This window comes from Streptomyces sp. CC224B (assembly GCF_030010595.1).
GTDB lineage: Bacteria > Actinomycetota > Actinomycetes > Streptomycetales > Streptomycetaceae > Streptomyces > Streptomyces longispororuber.
The window spans coordinates 49,148-66,294 of the sequence record NZ_JASCXL010000016.1; the positions used below are offsets into that span (position 1 = coordinate 49,148).

The 17,147-nt window shown below is 74.8% G+C and carries 17 protein-coding genes; 8 read left to right on the forward strand and 9 right to left on the reverse strand.

Going from position 1 to position 17,147, the window contains the following annotated elements; all coding sequences use genetic code 11:
• Positions 1–43: 43 nt before the first annotated feature.
• Entirely contained in the window at positions 44–1,063 is a 1,020-nt protein-coding gene (locus QK440_RS08935; RefSeq protein ID WP_282792464.1) for a DUF4073 domain-containing protein, read from the forward strand.
• Positions 1,064–1,184: 121 nt separating this feature from the next.
• Entirely contained in the window at positions 1,185–4,037 is a 2,853-nt protein-coding gene (locus tag QK440_RS08940) for a SpoIIE family protein phosphatase (RefSeq protein WP_282792465.1), read from the forward strand.
• Between the two features lie 35 nt (positions 4,038–4,072).
• Here QK440_RS08940 and QK440_RS08945 read toward each other — a convergent pair whose 3' ends face one another.
• On the reverse strand, positions 4,073–4,231 hold the full coding sequence (locus QK440_RS08945; protein WP_282792466.1) for a hypothetical protein: 159 nt from the start codon (positions 4,229–4,231) through the stop codon (positions 4,073–4,075).
• Positions 4,232–4,375: 144 nt separating this feature from the next.
• Complete coding sequence (locus QK440_RS08950) at positions 4,376–5,245, reverse strand: LysR substrate-binding domain-containing protein (RefSeq protein ID WP_282792467.1); 870 nt, start codon at positions 5,243–5,245, stop codon at positions 4,376–4,378.
• Positions 5,246–5,407: 162 nt separating this feature from the next.
• On the opposite strand from QK440_RS08950, the gene QK440_RS08955 reads away from it, so the two are divergent.
• Entirely contained in the window at positions 5,408–6,007 is a 600-nt protein-coding gene (locus QK440_RS08955; protein WP_282792468.1) for a short chain dehydrogenase, read from the forward strand.
• Between the two features lie 247 nt (positions 6,008–6,254).
• On the opposite strand, the gene QK440_RS08960 is transcribed toward QK440_RS08955, so the two are convergent.
• Positions 6,255–6,923, reverse strand: a complete 669-nt coding sequence (locus QK440_RS08960; protein ID WP_282792469.1) for a hypothetical protein — start codon at positions 6,921–6,923, stop codon at positions 6,255–6,257.
• On the reverse strand, positions 6,916–7,482 hold the full coding sequence (locus QK440_RS08965; RefSeq protein ID WP_282792470.1) for a SigE family RNA polymerase sigma factor: 567 nt from the start codon (positions 7,480–7,482) through the stop codon (positions 6,916–6,918). Before QK440_RS08965 ends, QK440_RS08960 begins: the two co-directional genes overlap by 8 nt.
• A 120-nt stretch (positions 7,483–7,602) precedes the next feature.
• On the opposite strand from QK440_RS08965, the gene QK440_RS08970 reads away from it, so the two are divergent.
• Positions 7,603–8,427 (forward strand): alpha/beta fold hydrolase, encoded by an 825-nt coding sequence (locus tag QK440_RS08970; RefSeq protein ID WP_282792515.1) that lies wholly within the window; start codon positions 7,603–7,605, stop codon positions 8,425–8,427.
• Positions 8,424–8,951 (forward strand): hypothetical protein, encoded by a 528-nt coding sequence (locus QK440_RS08975; RefSeq protein WP_282792471.1) that lies wholly within the window; start codon positions 8,424–8,426, stop codon positions 8,949–8,951. The genes QK440_RS08970 and QK440_RS08975 overlap by 4 nt, the downstream gene beginning before the upstream one ends.
• Before the next feature lie 18 nt (positions 8,952–8,969).
• Here QK440_RS08975 and QK440_RS08980 read toward each other — a convergent pair whose 3' ends face one another.
• Both QK440_RS08980 and QK440_RS08985 read right to left on the reverse strand, forming a co-directional pair.
• Positions 8,970–9,542: a DUF6328 family protein gene (locus tag QK440_RS08980; RefSeq protein WP_282792472.1), complete on the reverse strand. Its 573-nt coding sequence runs from the start codon at positions 9,540–9,542 to the stop codon at positions 8,970–8,972.
• Positions 9,543–9,707: 165 nt separating this feature from the next.
• The gene (locus QK440_RS08985; RefSeq protein ID WP_282792473.1) at positions 9,708–10,409 is read right to left on the reverse strand and encodes a GNAT family N-acetyltransferase; all 702 of its coding nucleotides are present in this window, start codon (positions 10,407–10,409) and stop codon (positions 9,708–9,710) included.
• A 252-nt stretch (positions 10,410–10,661) separates the two neighbouring features.
• On the opposite strand from QK440_RS08985, the gene QK440_RS08990 reads away from it, so the two are divergent.
• Positions 10,662–11,864, forward strand: coding sequence for a cytochrome P450 (locus QK440_RS08990; RefSeq protein ID WP_282792474.1), 1,203 nt, complete (start codon positions 10,662–10,664; stop codon positions 11,862–11,864).
• Here QK440_RS08990 and QK440_RS08995 read toward each other — a convergent pair.
• The gene (locus QK440_RS08995; RefSeq protein WP_282792475.1) at positions 11,827–12,399 is read right to left on the reverse strand and encodes a cupin domain-containing protein; all 573 of its coding nucleotides are present in this window, start codon (positions 12,397–12,399) and stop codon (positions 11,827–11,829) included. The genes QK440_RS08990 and QK440_RS08995 overlap by 38 nt on opposite strands.
• Entirely contained in the window at positions 12,396–13,592 is a 1,197-nt protein-coding gene (locus QK440_RS09000; protein ID WP_282792476.1) for a type III polyketide synthase, read from the reverse strand. Before QK440_RS09000 ends, QK440_RS08995 begins: the two co-directional genes overlap by 4 nt.
• A gap of 289 nt (positions 13,593–13,881) precedes the next feature.
• Between QK440_RS09000 and QK440_RS09005 the strand changes: the two genes are divergently transcribed.
• Both QK440_RS09005 and QK440_RS09010 read left to right on the forward strand, forming a co-directional pair.
• The gene (locus tag QK440_RS09005; RefSeq protein WP_282792477.1) at positions 13,882–15,060 is read left to right on the forward strand and encodes a polysaccharide pyruvyl transferase family protein; all 1,179 of its coding nucleotides are present in this window, start codon (positions 13,882–13,884) and stop codon (positions 15,058–15,060) included.
• A 32-nt stretch (positions 15,061–15,092) separates the two neighbouring features.
• Positions 15,093–16,502, forward strand: a complete 1,410-nt coding sequence (locus QK440_RS09010) for an FAD-dependent oxidoreductase (protein WP_282792478.1) — start codon at positions 15,093–15,095, stop codon at positions 16,500–16,502.
• 61 nt (positions 16,503–16,563) lie between these two features.
• Here the strand turns inward: QK440_RS09010 and QK440_RS09015 are convergent, their stop codons facing one another.
• Positions 16,564–17,142 carry a TetR/AcrR family transcriptional regulator gene (locus QK440_RS09015; protein ID WP_282792479.1) on the reverse strand — a complete coding sequence of 193 codons (579 nt, stop codon included), beginning with the start codon at positions 17,140–17,142 and terminating at the stop codon, positions 16,564–16,566.
• Between the last annotated feature and the right edge of the window lie 5 nt (positions 17,143–17,147).

The window sequence follows — 17,147 nt, forward strand, 5'->3', positions numbered from 1 at the left end:
TTCACCGGGGCACACACCGCACCTCACCACCACGGAGTCACGCATGGACCGCAGAACCCTCCTCGCCGCGAGCGGCGGCGCCCTGGCGACCACCGCCGTCGCCCCGCAGGCCCACGCCTCCCCCGCCGCCGCGCGCGCCGAGCGGGGGCGCGACCGCGGCGTCGTACGGTTCAACGTCGTCAGCGACATCCAGGGCGACCTGCGGGACTTCGGCCTGGCCCTGGACGACATGGCCGCCGTCAACCCGCGCAGCGCCGGCCTCGCCGTGGCGGGCGACATCACGCCGCGCGGATACGACGCCGAGTACGCGCAGGTCAGTGCCGAACTCCGGCGCCACCCGCACCCCCGGAACGTGGCCTGGGCGATCGGCAACCACGAGTTCTATGTGCCGAAGTGGCGTGACCCCGACACGCTGGCGCAGGACACCTGGCCGAACGGGACCACGGAGGACTCCCTGTTCCGCAGCTTCTACCGGTTCGCCGGGCGTGGCGCGGTGCACGCGGAGACCTCCTTCGGCGGGGTCCCGGTCCTCTCGCTCGGCACCGAGCGGTACATGCACTACCACGATCCCAAGCTGTGGGACGAGGTCTGGCTCAGCGACGCGCAGTTCGCGTGGCTGGAGGACCGCCTGTGGCACTGGTCGCGCCGCCGCAGGCCCGTCATGGTCATCACGCACCACCCCCTGCCCAACACGGTCTCCGGCACCCGCAACAAGCTCTACGCGAGCGACTACCTTCAGGCCGACCGCCTCCTGGGGCTCCTCGGCCGCCACCCCGACGTGTTCCTCTTCTCCGGCCACACCCACTGGGACCTCGACCTGTCCGACTGGGTGGTGCGCCGCGTGGTGCCCGGCACCGCCAACCTCGACGGGTTCACCGTGGTGAACACCGGCGCCATCCAGACCGGTTACCGCGACGACGGCAAGGGCGGCGAGGTGGCTGTCGCGGGCTCCTTCAACCAGGGCCTCCAGGTGGAGGTGCACCACGACGCGGTCGTCATCAAGGCCCGAGACTTCGCCCGCCGCACGTGGCTGAAGCAGGTCAGGGTGGCGCTGACCCGCTGAACGGCGGCACCGGGACCCGGCCCCGGCCGTGCCTTCGACCTGGGGCTACGGAGCGTGACCGTCCACCGCGCCGGAACGGCCTCTGGCCGCGCGGCCAGGGGTCCTGCGGCACACTGAGGGCATGGGCGACCTCAATGTCCCGGGGGCGTCGTCGCGGCGGTTCCCCCTGGGGCCGAAGAGCGTGGCGCAGGCTCGACGGTTCGTGCGGGCCGCTCTCGCGGACGGCGCACCGGATCTGGTGGGCACCGCTCAGCTCCTGGTCAGCGAGCTGGTGACGAACGCCGTGCTGCACGCCTGCACGGACGTCGAGGTCTCCGCCCGCGTCGACGGCGGCACGGCGCGCGTCTGCGTGGGCGACCGGCGGCCGGACCGGCGGCTGCTGCCGCAGGAGTGCCCCGCGTACGCCGGTACGGGACAGGGGCTGGCCCTGGTCGAGCGCCTCGCGTCCCGGCACGGTGTCGAAACGGGTGAGGACGGCAAGACGGTCTGGTTCGAGCTGTGGTCCACCGGGGCGCCGGAGCAGCCGGGCGGCTGGGGCCCCGCCGAGCCCGCCGACGGTGCCGACTCCGGCTCCGGCTCACTCTCCGGTCCCGGCTCTGCCTCCGGCTCCGCCGAACAGGTGACGCTGATCGACATGCCGGGCGCGCTGTACGCCGCGTCCCAGCAGCACCGTCACACGTTGCTGCGCGAGACGGCCCTGGCCCTGGCAGCCGGGTGTGACCTCGGTGTGCCGCCGGATGACCTCGTCACCGCCCACGACATGAGCAATGTGATCAGCGCGAGCGTGACGACCGCGCTGCGCCGGGAACCCGCCGGGAAGGAGATCCCGTCCCTCCCCCTGCGGCTGCCTGCGGACGCCGGGGAGGCGGTGGAGACGTTGCGCCGCGTCCTGCGGCGCGCCGAGGACGCGGCCCGCGACGAGCGCCTCCTGACCCTGCCGGCACTCCCCCGCAACCGGGTCTTCCACGAGTGGCTGTTCGACCAGATCGTCGGGCAGCTCGCCGGAGGACACGCCACCGCGTGGACCGTGGTGCCCCGCGAGCCGAGCGCGAGCCCGTACGAGCTGGTGCCGTGGGAGGCCGGGCAGGTGCGGTCCAGCAGGGTCCCGACCATCGCCGCCGACGAGCGGAACCTCATCATCGCGGCGAACGGGCCTGCGGCGGACCTGCTCGGCTGGCAGGTCGACGACCTCGTCGGGCGGCCGCTCACCACCATCGTTCCTGAGCACCTGCGCACACGGCACCTGGAGGCCTTCGGCGCCCTGCTGCTGAGCGGACGGCCGCACATCCTGGGCCGCTCGGTGCCGCTCCCGGCGCTGCACCACGACGGCAGGCTGGTCCCCGTGCGGCTGTTCATCCAGACCCAGGAGACGGCCGACGGCCGCACCGTCTTCGTGGCGCAGCTCGCCCCCCGGGCCGCCGCGCCCCTCGCCACGGCCCGCCCCGCCGCCCGTAGCAGGCCGGCGGCGCCGCAGGTGCCGGGCAGCACCTCCCCGGCCGTCCTGACGGGCGAAGGCGCCCCGGAGGCCGCACCGGACGACGCGCCGACAGGTGTCCTGGAGCCCGCCCTGGACGGCACGTCGTCGGGCGCTCTGCAGCCCGCACCGGACGGCACGTCGGCGGGCTCCCCGCAGCCCTCCCCCGACGGCATGGCGCCAGGTGCCTTGGAAGGGGCGCCCAGGACGGGCCGGGGCCACGCGGGGCTCTCGGCGCTGGAGCGGCTCTTCCTGCTCGCCGACACCGGGGCCGCGCTGAGCAACACCCCCGACCCGGACGAGGGCCTGCGCCGGGCGGGACGGATCCTGACCGAGCGGCTGGCCGACTGGTGTGCCGTGGACCTGTTCACGGAGGACGCCGAGGTGGAGCGGATCTGCGTCGTCCACCGCACCCCGCAGGGGCTGTGCCCGCGGGACTACGAGGGCAGCCTCCCGCCCGTGACCGAGGCCGCCCGGGGCCCGCTGGCCCGGGCGCTGCGCGGCGCCGGGCCCCTGCTGCTCACCGAGCCCCCGCCGCCGAGCCAGTCGGCGAGCCCCCTGGACGCGCACTACCTCGACCTGTTCGGGCACCTGGGCGCGCACAGCGCGGTCGTCGCCCCGCTGCGGGCGCGCCGGCAGATCATCGGCGCCCTGACCGTGGCCCGCGGCGGGGACGAGCAGCCCTTCACGGAGGAGGACCTGCCCCTGGTCGACGACCTGTGCCGCGGGCTCGCCCTGGGCGTGGACAACGCCCGGCTGTACCAGGAGACCCGGAACATCGCCGAGCGGCTCCAGCGCTCGCTGCTGCCCGTGCTGCCGCGGGTCGAGCCCTTCGAGCTGGCCGCCCGATACGCCGCCTCCTCGACGACGGCGCAGGTCGGCGGGGACTGGTACGACGCCTTCGTCGTACCCAACGGGGACATGGCGCTGGTCATCGGGGACGTCACCGGGCACAACCTCGACGCGGCCGTCGCCATGAGCCAGTTGCGCAGCATGCTGCGCGGTATCGCCGTGGACCGCCAGGAACCCCCGGAGACGGTGCTGCGCCGCCTCGACACGGCGAACCACACCCTGTACCGCGAGGCCACGGCCACCTGCATCTACGGCCTGCTCAAGGGCGGTGCCGCCGGGCCGTGGGAGCTGGTGCACTCCTCCGCCGGGCACCTGCCGCCGCTGCTGACCACCGAGGACGGCCGCACCCGCTACCTGGAGGGGGGCGCGGGGCTGCTCCTCGGCATGGACCCCGACATGCCGCGGCCCCGGGCGACGGACGCGATCCCCGCGCACTCCACCGTGCTGCTGTACACCGACGGACTCATCGAACGGCGCGGCGAGTCCCTGGACGACGCGATGGAGCGGCTCCGCCGGTACACCTCGGCCCTGGCCCGCGAACCCCTCAACGTGTTCTGCGACGAGCTGCTCATCGGGCTCGGCGCCGACAGCGATGACGACATCGCCGTCCTCGCCGTCCGGCCGACGCCTCCCCCCGCCCACGGCTGAGGCGCGGCGCCCTCGCCGCGACGGCGGACGCCCCGTCAGAAACCCGCGCCGCCCGCCCCACCGCCGGGCCCGGGGCCGCTCCCTCCCCGCCAGCCGTTCTTCCTCGCCCACCAGACGATGAGCCAGACCACACCGCCGAACACCACCAGACCCGGCAGGAAGAAGGCGACCGCCAACAGTCCGACCTCACCCATGCCGCTCCCCCTCTCACCGGCTGCCCGCGCCTCCGCACCCCTTCATACCCGGGGTACGGCCGGGCCCGCACGGGCTTTCCGTACGGCGCGGGACTCCGCACGGCGGGCAGGTCCGAGGAGCGGCGGTGGATGCGGGGCGCGCCATCAGCCGTGGGTGCCGACCACTTCCCGTACGGCGGCGAGGAACTCCTCCGTCCGGGGGTGCGTGGGGTGGGCCGGGCGGGCGAGGTGGACGGTGGCGGCGGGTGCGTCCTCGACCGGGACGAAGCGCACCCCCGGGTGGCCGTGGCTCTCGGCCGTGCCCGCGGCGCCGACACCGAAGGCGCCGCCCATGGCGATGAGGTGCAGCCACTCGTCGACGTTGTGTACGTCCACCGTGCGGTCCGGGCGCTGCGCCGGGGGCCACAGGTCCACCGACGCGGTGCCGGTGCCGGGCCACAGGGCCAGCGGGAGGGGCGGGCCGGAGGTGAGCTCGGCCAGCCGGACCCGGTCGCGGTCCGCGAGGGGGTGGTCGTCGGGCAGGGCGGCGACCCGGTCCTCGGTGTAGAGGGCCTCGGTGCGGATGCGCGGGTCGGCGGGGGCGGTGCGCAGGACGGCCACGTCGGTGGCGCCGGTGGCCAGGCCCGCGGTGTGGTTGTCCTGCCGGACGACTTCGAGCGGCACGTCCGGCCGGCTCCGGCGCCACGAGCGCAGCAGCGGCACGGTCCGCTGCCCGAGGACCGCGCAGGTGTAGCCGAGCCGCAGCGGCCGGTCGTGGGCCCGGGTGTCGGCGAGTGCCGCGTCGAGGTGGGCGAGGATGGCGCGCCCGTGCCCGAGGAGGGTCTCCCCGGCCCGGGTGAGGTCCAGGTGCCGGGAGGAGCGGTCGACGAGCCGCACTCCCACGCGCGCCTCCAGCTGGGCCAGGGTGCGGGAGACGGCGGGCTGCGTCATGTGCAGGCGGGCCGCCGCGGCGGTGACGGTGCCCTCCTCGGCGATGGCGGCCAGGGTCCTGAGGTGACGCAGTTCCACATCCATGCGTGGGAAGCATAGTGGCTGCCCAGACGGCATTTCCGGGAGCGGGAGGGGCTGCGTAGCGTCGGGTGTGCCGGGTGGTCGGACCGCCCGGTCTCCCCCTGCCCGGGCCGGTGCCCATGTGCCTGCGGGGAGCCCTTTCTTCCAAAACGCGGATGGTGTGGTGTGAGGATTCTTCTGGTCGGCGCGGGCGGCACGCTGGGCTCGGCGGTGCGCGAGGCGCTCGCGGAGCGCGGCCACGACGTGCTCGGCGTGGGGCGCACGGGCGGGGACGTGGTCTGCGACGTCACCGATCCGGTGGCCGTGGCGGAGATGTACGAGCGGGTGGGTCCGCTGGACGCGGTGGCCGTCGCGGCGGGCGACGCCGTGTTCAAGCCACTGGCCGAGCTGACCGCCGACGACGTCGCGGCGACGCTGCGCGGCAAGGCCCTCAGCCAGGTGGAACTGGTCCGCCAAGGCGCCCGGCACGTGTCCGCGACCGGCTCGTTCACACTGGTCAGCGGTGTCCTCACGGAGGAGCCGATCGTCGCGGGGGCCGCCGCCTCCGCGGCCAACGGCGCGGTCGAGGCCTTCGTACGGGCCGCCGCGATCGAGCTGCCGCCGCGGCGGATCAACGCCGTGAGCCCCACGGTGGCCGAGGAGTCCCTGCCCGCCTACGGGCCGTTCTTCGTGGGCATGGAACCCGTACCGGCGGCACGCGTGGCGACGGCGTACGTCCGCGCGGTCGAGGGGGCGCAGACGGGCCAGGTGTACCGGGTGCGGTAGCCGCCGGCTGCGCGGCAGTCGCACGGCCGCCTGAAGCGGCTGCCCGCCCGCACGGCCTCCTTCTGACGCGCACGACGGGGCGGAACTGAGCCGGGGCACGGGGACACCGGCGCAGGAGGCGCGGGCTCGGCGGGCGCGGGCCCGGCGGGCGCGGGATCGACGGCGCCGGGCTGCCGTACGTGCCGCCGCGTGCCGCACTCGCCGCAGGCCGCGCCCCGCGGCGTGCCGCGCCCCGCCGCGCCCAGCGTCAGGAGGACGAGGCCCGCACCTCCACCACCGAGAGCCATCCGCCGTCCTGCTGGACGGTGACGTGCAGACGGGCCCCGTCGCCGGTGGCGGTGCCCGACCAGTGCGGCTCCGCGCCGTCCCGGTACGTCAGACCGCAGGCGACCAACTCCCTCTCGTAGGCCGCTCGTTCGCGTGCGGCGACCTCACGGCTCGCGTAGGACACGACGCGGTGGCTCGCGGAGGCGTCGGCGGCGTCGGCGGTGTTGGAGTAGTACGCGGTGGAGTACTGGACGTGGTCGGGGGCCTTCCGCCCGCGGAACGAGTCGGGGCACGAGCCGCCGTCCGCGACGCGCGGCAGCGGCGAGTCCTCGGTGTCCTCCTCCCCGGCCCGCCAGTGCCAGCGGTCGTCGCCCGGGACCTCGTCGGCGGGCAGGATGCGCGGCATGCCGTCGACGACGAGCGCGGGGCCGCTCTGGCGCCCCGCCGGGCGTACCTCCCGGCCGTCGGCGCCACCGCCGGGCGGTCCCGCCCACACCAGCACCCCGGCGGTGGCGGCCGCCACGGCCGCGACCGTGCCCGCGGCCCGGCGCCGGGTCCGCCGCCGCCCGCCCCGCGCGCGCACCTGGGCCGCGCTCGGCAGCCGTACGGGCACGTCGTGGAGGAGTTCGTCGACCTGTACGTCAGCCATGGCTCACTACCTCCTCGGTGGCGGGCAGGGAGCGGCCCGCGCCGGTGTCCTCGTCGTCGTGCAGGCGGGCGCCGAGCACCTTGCGCGCCCGGCTCAGCCGGGTGCGCACCGCGCCGTTCGACACGCCCGTCTCCCGGGCGACCTGCTCCACCGGCAGGTCGAGGAGGTGATGCAGCACCACCACCTGCCGCTGCCTGGGCGGCAGTTCGCGCAGCGCCGCCACCAGCGCCACCCGGTCCGGTGACAGCGCCGGCTGGTCCGCCTGCGGGCCGTGGCGGAACTGGGCGCGCACCCGGTTCCGCGTCCGCCGCCAGGTGCTGATGGCGAGGCGGGCGGCCACGGTCCGCACCCAGGGCAGCGGATCGTCGCCGTCGCCCGTGAGCCGGCTCCAGCGCTGCCACGCCCGTACGTACGCCTCCTGGACGGCGTCCTCCGCCTCCGCGAGGTCGCCGGTCATCGCGTACACGGCGGCGACGACGCGCTTGGCCGTCGCGGCGTAGAAGGCGTCGAACTCCTCCACCCGCCGCGCGGCATCGGATGTCTCTGTGCGGTCCCCCATCGTCCCCCGTTTCCTCGCCCGGTCGTCGTCCTCTGCCTGATACACGCCCCGCAGGCGGGCGACGTTACGGCCCACATGGACGGGACGTGTGCGAAAGGTGAAGGTGGACAGGTGGATCACATGACTGACCTCGGTTTTTACGCTCGCAGATACGGGCCCGCGCCGCGTCCGGACCGCCCTGCCCTGGTCCTCGTCCATGGTCTCGGGCTCTCGGGGCGCTACTTCGTGCCGCTCGCCCGCCGGCTGGCCGCGCGCGGGGAGAGCGTGGTGGTGCCGGACCTGCCGGGCAACGGGCGCTCGCGGGCCGCCGCACGCCGCGCCCCCGACATCGGACAGCTCGCCGACGCCCTGGCCGGCCTCCAGCGGCAGGCGCTCCCGGGCCCGAGTGTGCTGGTGGCCAACTCGGTCGGCTGCCAGGTGGTCGCCGCCCTGGCCGCGCGCCACCCCGACCTGGTGAGCCGCCTGGTGCTGGTCGGGCCCGCGCTCCAGCCGGGCGCCGCCGCCTGGCGCCAGTGCGGCCGGCTCGTCGCGGACGCGCCCAGGGAGCCCTTCAGCCTGCTCTGCCTGGCCGCGTTCGACTACCTGGTGACCGGCCCGCTGCGCTGCGCCTCGTCCTTCCGCCGGGCGCTGCGGGACGCGGCCGGGTCGTTCGAGGTGAACCTGTCGCGGGTCAGCGCGCCCACGCTCGTCGTACGGGGAGCGGGTGACACCATCGCCTCCGGCACATGGACCCGGCGCGTGGCGGACCTGGTCACCGACGGCCGCACGGCCGACATCCCCGGCGCGGCCCACGCGGCGCACTACAGCGCGCCGGACGCCCTGTCCGACCTGATCGCAGACTTCACGGCGGAAGAAGCGGAAGAAGCCGGAGAGGCGGCGGAGGCGGGAGCGGTGAGGAAGGTCGAAGCGACGGAAGAGGCGGAAGACATGGGAGAGGCCCGATGACGTCCTCGAAGGCATCCCCTGACACAGCGTCCGAGCACACGAAGCACCCCTCTCCCTGGCTGCGCCTGCTGCCCGGCATCTCACCCAAGCGGCGGGGCTTCATCCTCGCCTGGTGGGGCTTCGCCCTCACCTTCGGCGGGATGCGCCTGCTGACCTGGCTCATCCACATCGACGTGGCCGGGGTCGGTGACATGCAGGCCGGTGGCGTCCACATCCACCACTACGTCTGGGGCATCCTGCTCCTCACGGTGGTGGGCGCGGCCGGCCTCGCCGACCGGTCGGCGCGGGCGCGCGCCTGGATGGGGCTGGCCTACGGGGTGGGCCTGGCCCTGGTGGTCGACGAGGCGGCGCTGCTGATCAGCCTGGAGGACGTGTACTGGGACACGGAGGGCGGCATCAGCATCGCCCTGGCCATCGCCGTGATCGCCGTCGCCGGCAGCGTCCTCGCGTTCACCAGCGGCCGGCGCGCTTCGGCGGGCGACCGGGCAGACGGGCAGGCGGACGGTCAGAAGGGCGACGGCTGAGGCGTCCGGCCGCCGCCCTCAGGAACGCTCCCCGGCGGACCGCCGTCCGCGGCGGGTGGACCGCCGGCGCAGCCAGACCGGCAGGGCGTACCAGCACAGGGCGAACCACAGCATGACGCCGCCGACGAGGAGTTCGGCGAGGAGGCCCGGCACCACCACGTGGAGGAGCAGCAGCAGGGTGCCGCCGATGGTCAGCGCCAGGAGCACCATGCCGCAGACCATGAGGCGGCCCGCGATCGCGATGATGTCGTCCTTCATGCGCTGCCCGGACAGGAAGCGGTGCAGGGACACCGGCGCGATGAGCGCCCCGGTGCCGGACGCTCCGAGTATGACAGTGGTGACGTAGACGACGTGGTCGAAGGTCCCCAAGGAGTGGAAGTACGGCGTGAACGCCACGCTGAGCAGGAAGCCGAAGAGGATCTGCACACCGGTCTGCGCGACCCGCGTCTCCTGCAGGATCTCGTTCCATCTGCGGTTCACGCGCTCCTGCGCCGACTCCTGTGTCTCGTCGTCCGCGGACGGGACGGGCGCGGCGCAGGAGGAGCAGGTGTGCTGGGATGCGCGCGGCGTCGACTGTTCCGTCATGGTCATGGCAGCCTCCTCATCTGAGGTGGTTCGCATGCCCGCTCGTCGCGAATTTACGTCGTCGCACGTGAAAGCCGTGGTCCGGCACACGGGTAGCCGTCGCGTGGCCCGCCGTCCGAGTGCTGTGCGGGGCGTCGGCGCGGCGGAGACGAACGCCCGCGCGCGCCCGGGTCACGGGGTGCGGAAGCCCTGGAAGGTCACCGGCTTGCGGGTGTCGAACCCGAGGCGTTCGTAGAGGGCGATGGCCCCGGTGTTCGCCTCGGCCACATGCAGGAAGGGCCGTTCGCCCCGGGCGAGGACACGGGCGACCAGGGCGCGCAGCAGGCGGGCGGCATGGCCCCGGCCGCGGGCTTCCGGGTCGGTGCACACGGCGCTGATCTCGGTCCAGCCCGGGGGCCGCAGCCGCTCGCCGGCCATGGCGACCAGGCGGCCGTCGACGCGGACACCGAGGTAGGTGCCGAGTTCGCAGGTGCGCTGCCCGAAGGGTCCCGGTTCGGCCCGCGCGACGAGGTCGAGCATCTGCGGCACGTCGTGTGGGCCGAGTTCCACGACCGCGGCACCGGCGTCCGGCTCCGGGTCGCCGGGCCGGCGCCCGTCGGGCCAGATCATCTGCCGTCCCTCGAGGACGAACACGGGCTCCCAACCGGCGGGCGGAGCGGCCGTGTTGCTGAACATGTCGGCGAAACCGCCGCTGCCGAGCAGCCGCGCGAGGTCGGCCCAGTCCGACGGGACGGGCTCGGTCGGCAGCGCGCAGAAGGTCGACACGCCCGCCTCGTAGGTGGCTGCCTGCCCGATCCGTCGGGCGAGGTGGGCGTGGCGTCCGAGCAGCGACTCGGCCACGGGGTTGTCGAGCACGGCGGCATCACGGTTCACGCGTGCGATCCTCGCATTCCCGTACGGCCGAGCGGTCGCGGGGGTCGGCGGCACGGCTCGCCGGGGCACGTGCGTCCCGGGACGTTTGGCCCCAGCTACAGCCACAGCCACAGCCACAGCCACAGCCACGGCCACAGGCACAGTCGTACGACGTCACTCGCACGGGGTGGGGCGGCCCGGTGTACGGGGGTGGGCCCTGGGCAAGGTCCAAGGGTCTGTCAAGGCCGAAAGGCCCGTTCCAGGAGGGCGCCAGTGCACCGCGGATCCGTTCCTCTCTACCGCGTCGACGATCTTCCGGCGCTCGACTTCGACCCGTTCCTGCGTGAGTCCGTGGACGCGCATCCGGTGCGCCGCATCCGGCTGCCCCACGGCGAGGGGGACTGCTGGCTGGTGACCCGGTACGACCTGGTGCGCTCGGTGACGTCGGACCCCCGCTTCAGCCGGGACATCGTGGGCCGGCCGATCCCGAAGATGACCCGGCACTTCATTCCGCTGGACCGGGCCGTCAGCTTCGTGGACCCGCCGGAGCACGCCCGGGTCAGGTCGGTCGTCGCGCCCGCGTTCGGCCGGCCCGCCCTGGAGCGCCTGCGGTCCCGGGTGCGGGCCGTGCTGGACGCCCGCCTCGACCGGCTGGTCGGGCAGGGGCCGCCGGCCGATCTCGTCCACCACGTCACCTCGCCCTTCCCGCTCGACGTGATCGGCCTGGTCCTCGGCATCCCGGAGGGCGACCGTGCCCAGGTGCGGGACTGGGCGACGACCCTCTTGACGCGGGCGTCGAGCGAGGCGGCGGCCCGGCGTGCCGAGGGCGTCAAGCAGGACGCCCGTGCCTACTTCCGGGACCTGGCCGGGGCGCGGCGCACCGACCCCGGTGACGACGTCATGACGCTGCTGGTCCGGGCCGTCGACCGGGGCACGATCGACGAGGAGGAGCTGCTGGCGCTCGCCACGCTGATCGGCCTCAACGGGTGGCACGCGGTGAGCAACAACACCGCCAACATGGTGTACGCGCTGCTGACGTCGGACGGCCTGTGGGAGCGGCTGTGCGCCGAGCCGGAGACGGTGCCGAGGGCGGTGACCGAGCTGCTCCGGTGGGTGCCCCACAAGCACGGCGTGGGACAGCCCCGGGTCGCCACCGAGGACGTCGTCGTGGGCGGCGAGCTGATCCGCGAGGGCGAGTACGTGTACGTGTCGTACGTGGCCGCCAACTGGGACGCGCGCGTCTACCCGGACCCGGGGCGCATCGACTTCGACCGCCAGGGCCCGCCGCACGTCGCCTTCGGGCACGGGCCGCACTTCTGCGTCGGTCCCCTGCTCGCGCAGTTGGAGGCCGAGGTGCTGCTGGCCGCGCTCACCGAGCGGCTGCCGTCGCTGCGCCTGGCGGTGCCCGTGGAAGAGGTGCCGTGGCAGACGCGCGTGCTCATCCGCGGCCCGGAGGCGCTCCCGGTGCGCTGGTGACCGTCGGGCCGTGGCGCAGCGGCGTGAGCTGCTCGATGTCGTACCGGGCGCGCAGGGCGGCGACGGCCGCCTCGTCGGGGGGTCCGCCCGCCGAGAGGAGTTCCAGGAGTTCGTCGAAGTACCGCTCGTGGTCGGGCGGGGGCGACGACTGGAAGAACATCCTGGCCGGGGTGTCCGTGGGGTTGGCGAACGCGTGCGGGCAGCCCGGCGGTACGACGATGACCGTGCCCGGCGTCGCCCGCGCCACGCGGCTGCCGGAGGCCGACTCCCAGGCGCCCCAGCCGTCCGGCGTGCGGACGCGCGGTTCGAAGGCGAGCACGTCGACCTCTCCCTCCAGGACGTAGAACAGCTCCTCGCTGCGGCGGTGCACATGGGCCCCGACGTCGAAGCCGGGCGGCACCACGACCTCGAAGCTGGACGCGGCGCGCGCGTGCGCCCCGGTCACCTTGAACGTCACCTGCTGGGCGGGCGTGACGACCGTACGGCCCCCGCCGGGGGGCACGACGAGGCCTTCGCGCGCGGGGAGCGCGGTCATCGGGTCTCCTGCTCGGGTGCGGAGGGCAGGGGCGGCCGCACGGAGCCGGGCGGCGCGGGGACCGGCCGGGGCACGCGCGCGGCGGCGCCCGCCGTGCCGCGGGCTTCTTGGGTGCCTTGAGCGCCTTGAGCGCCTGGGGTGCCGCCGTCGGCGGTCCAGCGGCCGAGGGCCATCTCGGCCGTGATGCCGGGACCGAAGCCCGCGATGAGCCCGCGGGACCGTTCCGCCGCGCCGCCCGCGTCGAAGAAGCGGCGTACCGCGTCCAGGACGGCGGCGCTGGCGATGTTGCCGTACTCGGTGAGCGTGGCCCGGCTGAAGCGGAACTTGCCCGGCGGCACTCCGAGGAAGCGGCACAGGTCGTCCAGGATGCGCGGTCCGCCCGCGTGGACGATGAGGAAGTCGAGGGCGCCCGCCTCCCAGCCGTGCCCGTCGGTCAGGGCGCGCAGGGCCGGGGCGACGTACTCCATCGTGCCCGGCACGCGCCGGTCGAGCAGGAAGTGGAAGCCGGTGGCGCGGACGTCGTAGGCGATCCAGCCCTCGGTGTCCGGGACGAGGTAGGAGCCGTTGCGCTCCAGGCGGATGCCGTGCCCGCCCGTGCCGCGCACGACCGCGGCGGCCACGCCGTCGCCGAACAGGCCGTTGGAGAGCAGGGAGCCGACCTCCAGGTCGGTCGGCTGGTAGCACAGGGAGCAGAACTCGCAGGCCACGACGAGCGCGTTGCGGTCCGGGTACGCCGCGCAGAAGTCGTGCGCCCGGTTGACGGCCGCGGCGCCGGCGGCGCAGCCGAGCTGGGCGATCGGCAACTGCCGCGTGGTGGGCCGGAAGCCCATGGTGTTGATCAGCCACGCGGTCAGCGACGGCATTATGAAGCCGGTGCAGGAGACGTACACGAGCAGGTCGATGTCGTCGGGGCCCAGTCCGCCGTGGTCGAGCGCCTCCCCCACGACGCGCGGCACGCGGGCCTTCGCCTCGGACTCGTAGACCTGGTTGCGCACCGCGAACCCGGGGTGCTCCAGCGTCTCGGCCAGGGGCCGCACCAGGCGGCGGGTGCGGACGCCGGTGTTCTCGATGAGCCGCAGGGCGAGCGGCAGCTGCGGGTGGTCCGCGTGGCGCGTGCGGGCCAGGGCGAGGGTCTCCTCCAAGGTGATCACATGGTCCGGAACGGACACCGCGGGCTTGCACAAGATGGCCATGACGCGCCTTCCGTTCAAAACGCCCGGACCGGGGACCGCCGGGCGGGCGCTTGCGACCACGCCCGGCATGTCCAACGACGGGACCGCCACCCAGGAACCGCCTGTTTCCGGACATGTCGTGTACGCCACGTCATGGGCGCCGCCCCGTCCCGGCCGGGCGCCGTGACACGCCGTGTGGACTGCGGTCCCGCGCCCCTCCCCCGGCCCGGGAGGCGCCGCGCCGCACCTTGGGGTGAACTGGTGTGGATACGCACAAAACGGTGTGGCCTGACGCGAGCCGGGGCCGATCATGGATGAGCGAAGCGACGCGACCATAGGGGTGCTGGGTTCCTACGGGGGGCGGAACGTGGGCGACGAGGCGATCCTCACCGCCCTCCTCGACCGCGTCCGGGCGGAGCGCCCGGACGTGCGCATCCTGCTGTTCTCCCGGGATCCCGGGCACAGCCGCCGCGCCCATCCGGACGTCGAGGTGACCGGCTGGGAGGGCGTGTGCCGGGAGCGGATCTCGGAGCACCTGCGCCGGCTCACCCTGCTCGTGCTCGGCGGCGGCGGGATCCTCTACGACACCGAGGCGCGCCGCTACCTGCGGCTGGCCCGTACCGCCCAGGACCTCGGCGTGCCCGTGTTCACCTACGCCGTGGGCGCCGGCCCGCTCACCGACGGGACGGACTGTGCGTGGGTGCGTACGACGCTCTCCGACGCGGCCGAGGTGACGGTGCGCGACGAGGAGTCGAAGCTGGTCCTGGAGGAGGCCGGGCTGACCCGGCCGGTCACGGTCACCGCCGACCCGGCGCTGCTCCTGGAGCCGGGTGACGGCGGCGGGGAGCTGCTGCGGGCCGAGGCGGTGCCGCAGGGGGCGAGGCTGGTGGGGATGAGCGTGCGGGAGCCGGGCCGCGCCGCCGAGCACCTCGACGAGGAGGGCTACCACCAGCTCCTCGCGGACGTGGGCGACTTCCTCGTCCACCGCCTCGACGCGCACGTCGTCTTCGTACCGATGGAGCGCGACGACATCCGGCACGCGCACGCGGTGGTCTCCCGCATGGCGGACGCCGACCGCTGCACGGTGCTGCACGGCTCCTACCGGCCGCAGCAGGTCCTCGACATCGTCGCGCGGCTCGACCTGGCCATCGGCATGCGGCTGCACTTCCTGGTCTTCGCCGCGCTCGCGGGCATCCCGCTGCTGCCGCTGCCCTACGCGGGCAAGGTCTTCGACTTCGCCCAGCAGGTCGGCGCCCCCGCGCTGCGCGGTGTGGTCCGGGAGAACACCGGCCTGCTCCTGGCGGAGGTGGACCGCCTGTGGGACGAGCGGCCCGCGCGGGCGCCGCACACGTCCGCCCGGCTGGCGTCCATGCGGCTGCGGGCCGCGGGGACCGCGGACCGCCTCCTCGCCTGCCTGGACCGCACCGCGCCCCGCCCCCTCGCCGACCGCGACCGCGCCGCGCCGACGGTCGCCCCCGCGCCCGGCTGACCTCGCCGGCGCGGCTCTCCCCGGGAGGAATCGTGTCCCATCTGCTGCCACCCCGCGTCCCCCGCAGCGTGGAGCTGCCCCCGCGCCGGGCGCTGCACGCGGGGACCACCCAGGTGCTGGTGGTCGGCGGCGGCCCGGCCGGCATCGGGGCGGCCGTCGGCGCCGCGAACGCGGGGGCCGAGGTGGCCCTCGTCGAGCGGTACGGGTTCCTCGGCGGCAACGCCACCGCCGCGCTGGTCATGCCCCTGATGAGCTTCCACAACGAGGTCAAGCAGGCCGTCGCCGGAGACGCCGCGCGCCTGCTGCCGCCCGACCACGGCGAGGGCGAGCCGGTCGTCGGGGGCGTGCTGTGGGTGCTGCTCGACCACTTGGTGCGCGCGGGGGCGGCGATCCGCCCCTCGCTCGAGACCGGCTACACGGTGCCGTTCGACGCCGAGCTGTTCAAGCTGGTGGCGTACGAGCTGCTTGAGACCCACGAGGTCCGCACGCTGCTGCACGCCTTCGCCTCCGGGGTCGTCGCCCTGCCCGACCGCGCGCGGGCGGTGTTCGAGACCAAGTCGGGGCCCGTCGTCATCGACGCGGACGTCATCGTGGACTGCACCGGGGACGGTGACATCGCCGCGGCGGCCGGCGCCGCGTACGACATCGGGCGGCCGGAGGACGGCTGGACGCAGCCCATGACGCTGATGTTCCGCATGGTCCGCTTCGACCACGAGGAGTTCGCCGCCTACGCCCGCGCCCACCCGGACCAGTGGAAGGGCGTGCACGGCCTGTGGGACCTGATCCGCGCCGCCACCGACGCGGGTGAACTGGACCTGCCGCGCGAGGACATGCTCTTCTTCGCCACCCCGAACGCCGGCGAGGTCGCGGTCAACTCCACCCGCGTCACCGAGGTGCTCGGCACCAGCGTCTGGGACCTCACCCGCGCCGAGTTCGCCGCCCACCGCCAGATGGCGCAGATCGCGCGCTTCCTGCGGGAGCGGGTGCCGGGTTTCGCCGACGCGTACGCGGTGCAGAGCGGGGTGCAGGTCGGGGTGCGGGAGACGCGCCGGATCACGGGCGAGTACCTGTTGACGGGCGAGGACGTGCTGAGTGCCCGCACGTTCGACGACGCCGTCGCCCGCGGCGCCTACCCGGTGGACATCCACAACCCGAGCGGGCGCGGCACCACGCTCAGGCGGCTGCCGCGCGGCGCCTCCTACGACATCCCCCTGCGCTGCCTCCTCCCCCGCGGCGTGGACCGGGTCCTGGTCGCGGGCCGGTGCATCTCCGGCGACCACGTGGCGCACTCGTCCTACCGGGTCATGCCGATCTCGATGGCCACCGGGCAGGCCGCGGGCGTGTGCGCGGCGCTCGCGGCGACCCAGGGCAGGCGCCCCCGGGACATCCCGGCGGGCGCGGTCCAGCGGGAGCCGCGCACACAGGGCGCCAGCCTCCGGTGAGACGACGCCGACCCGCGCGCCCCGTCCCGGCGGCCGCGGGAGGGCTCTGACGGTCGCCCGCTCACACGGGGCTCGTGACCTGCCAGGCCGCTTCGATCATCCGGAAGACCTCCTCCACCGCGGCCTCCGGGTCGTCCGCCTCACGGGCCACCGCATAGGCGTCGACCACGAACCGGGCGATCGCCCGGCAGGCCGTCGTGGGGTGGGTGAGGCCGAGGTCGGCGGCGACGGCGGTGGCCAGCGCGTCGGCGTGGCGCAGCCGCATCGCCTCCTCGTACTCCCGCAGGGCGGGGGTCTCGTCGATCATGCGCCAGATCGGGGCGGCGCCCGGGGCCGTGCAGTGCCGCACCAGGGCCTGGACCTCGCGGCACAGCGCGGGCATGAGCGGCTGGTGCGGGCCCCGGTCGGTGACGGCCCGCGCGAGGCGCTGCTCGAAGCCCTCGTCCTGCTCGAAGACCAGGGCCTCTTTGCAGGCGAAGTGGGAGAAGAGCGTGGTCACGGCCACGTCGGCCTCGGCGGCGACGTCCCGGATGCCCACGGCGTCGTACCCGCGCTCCAGGAAGAGACGCAGGGCCGTGTCGGCGATCTTCTGGCGGGTCGCGGCCTTCTTGCGCTCACGGCGCCCGGGCGGCACGGTCATGCGCT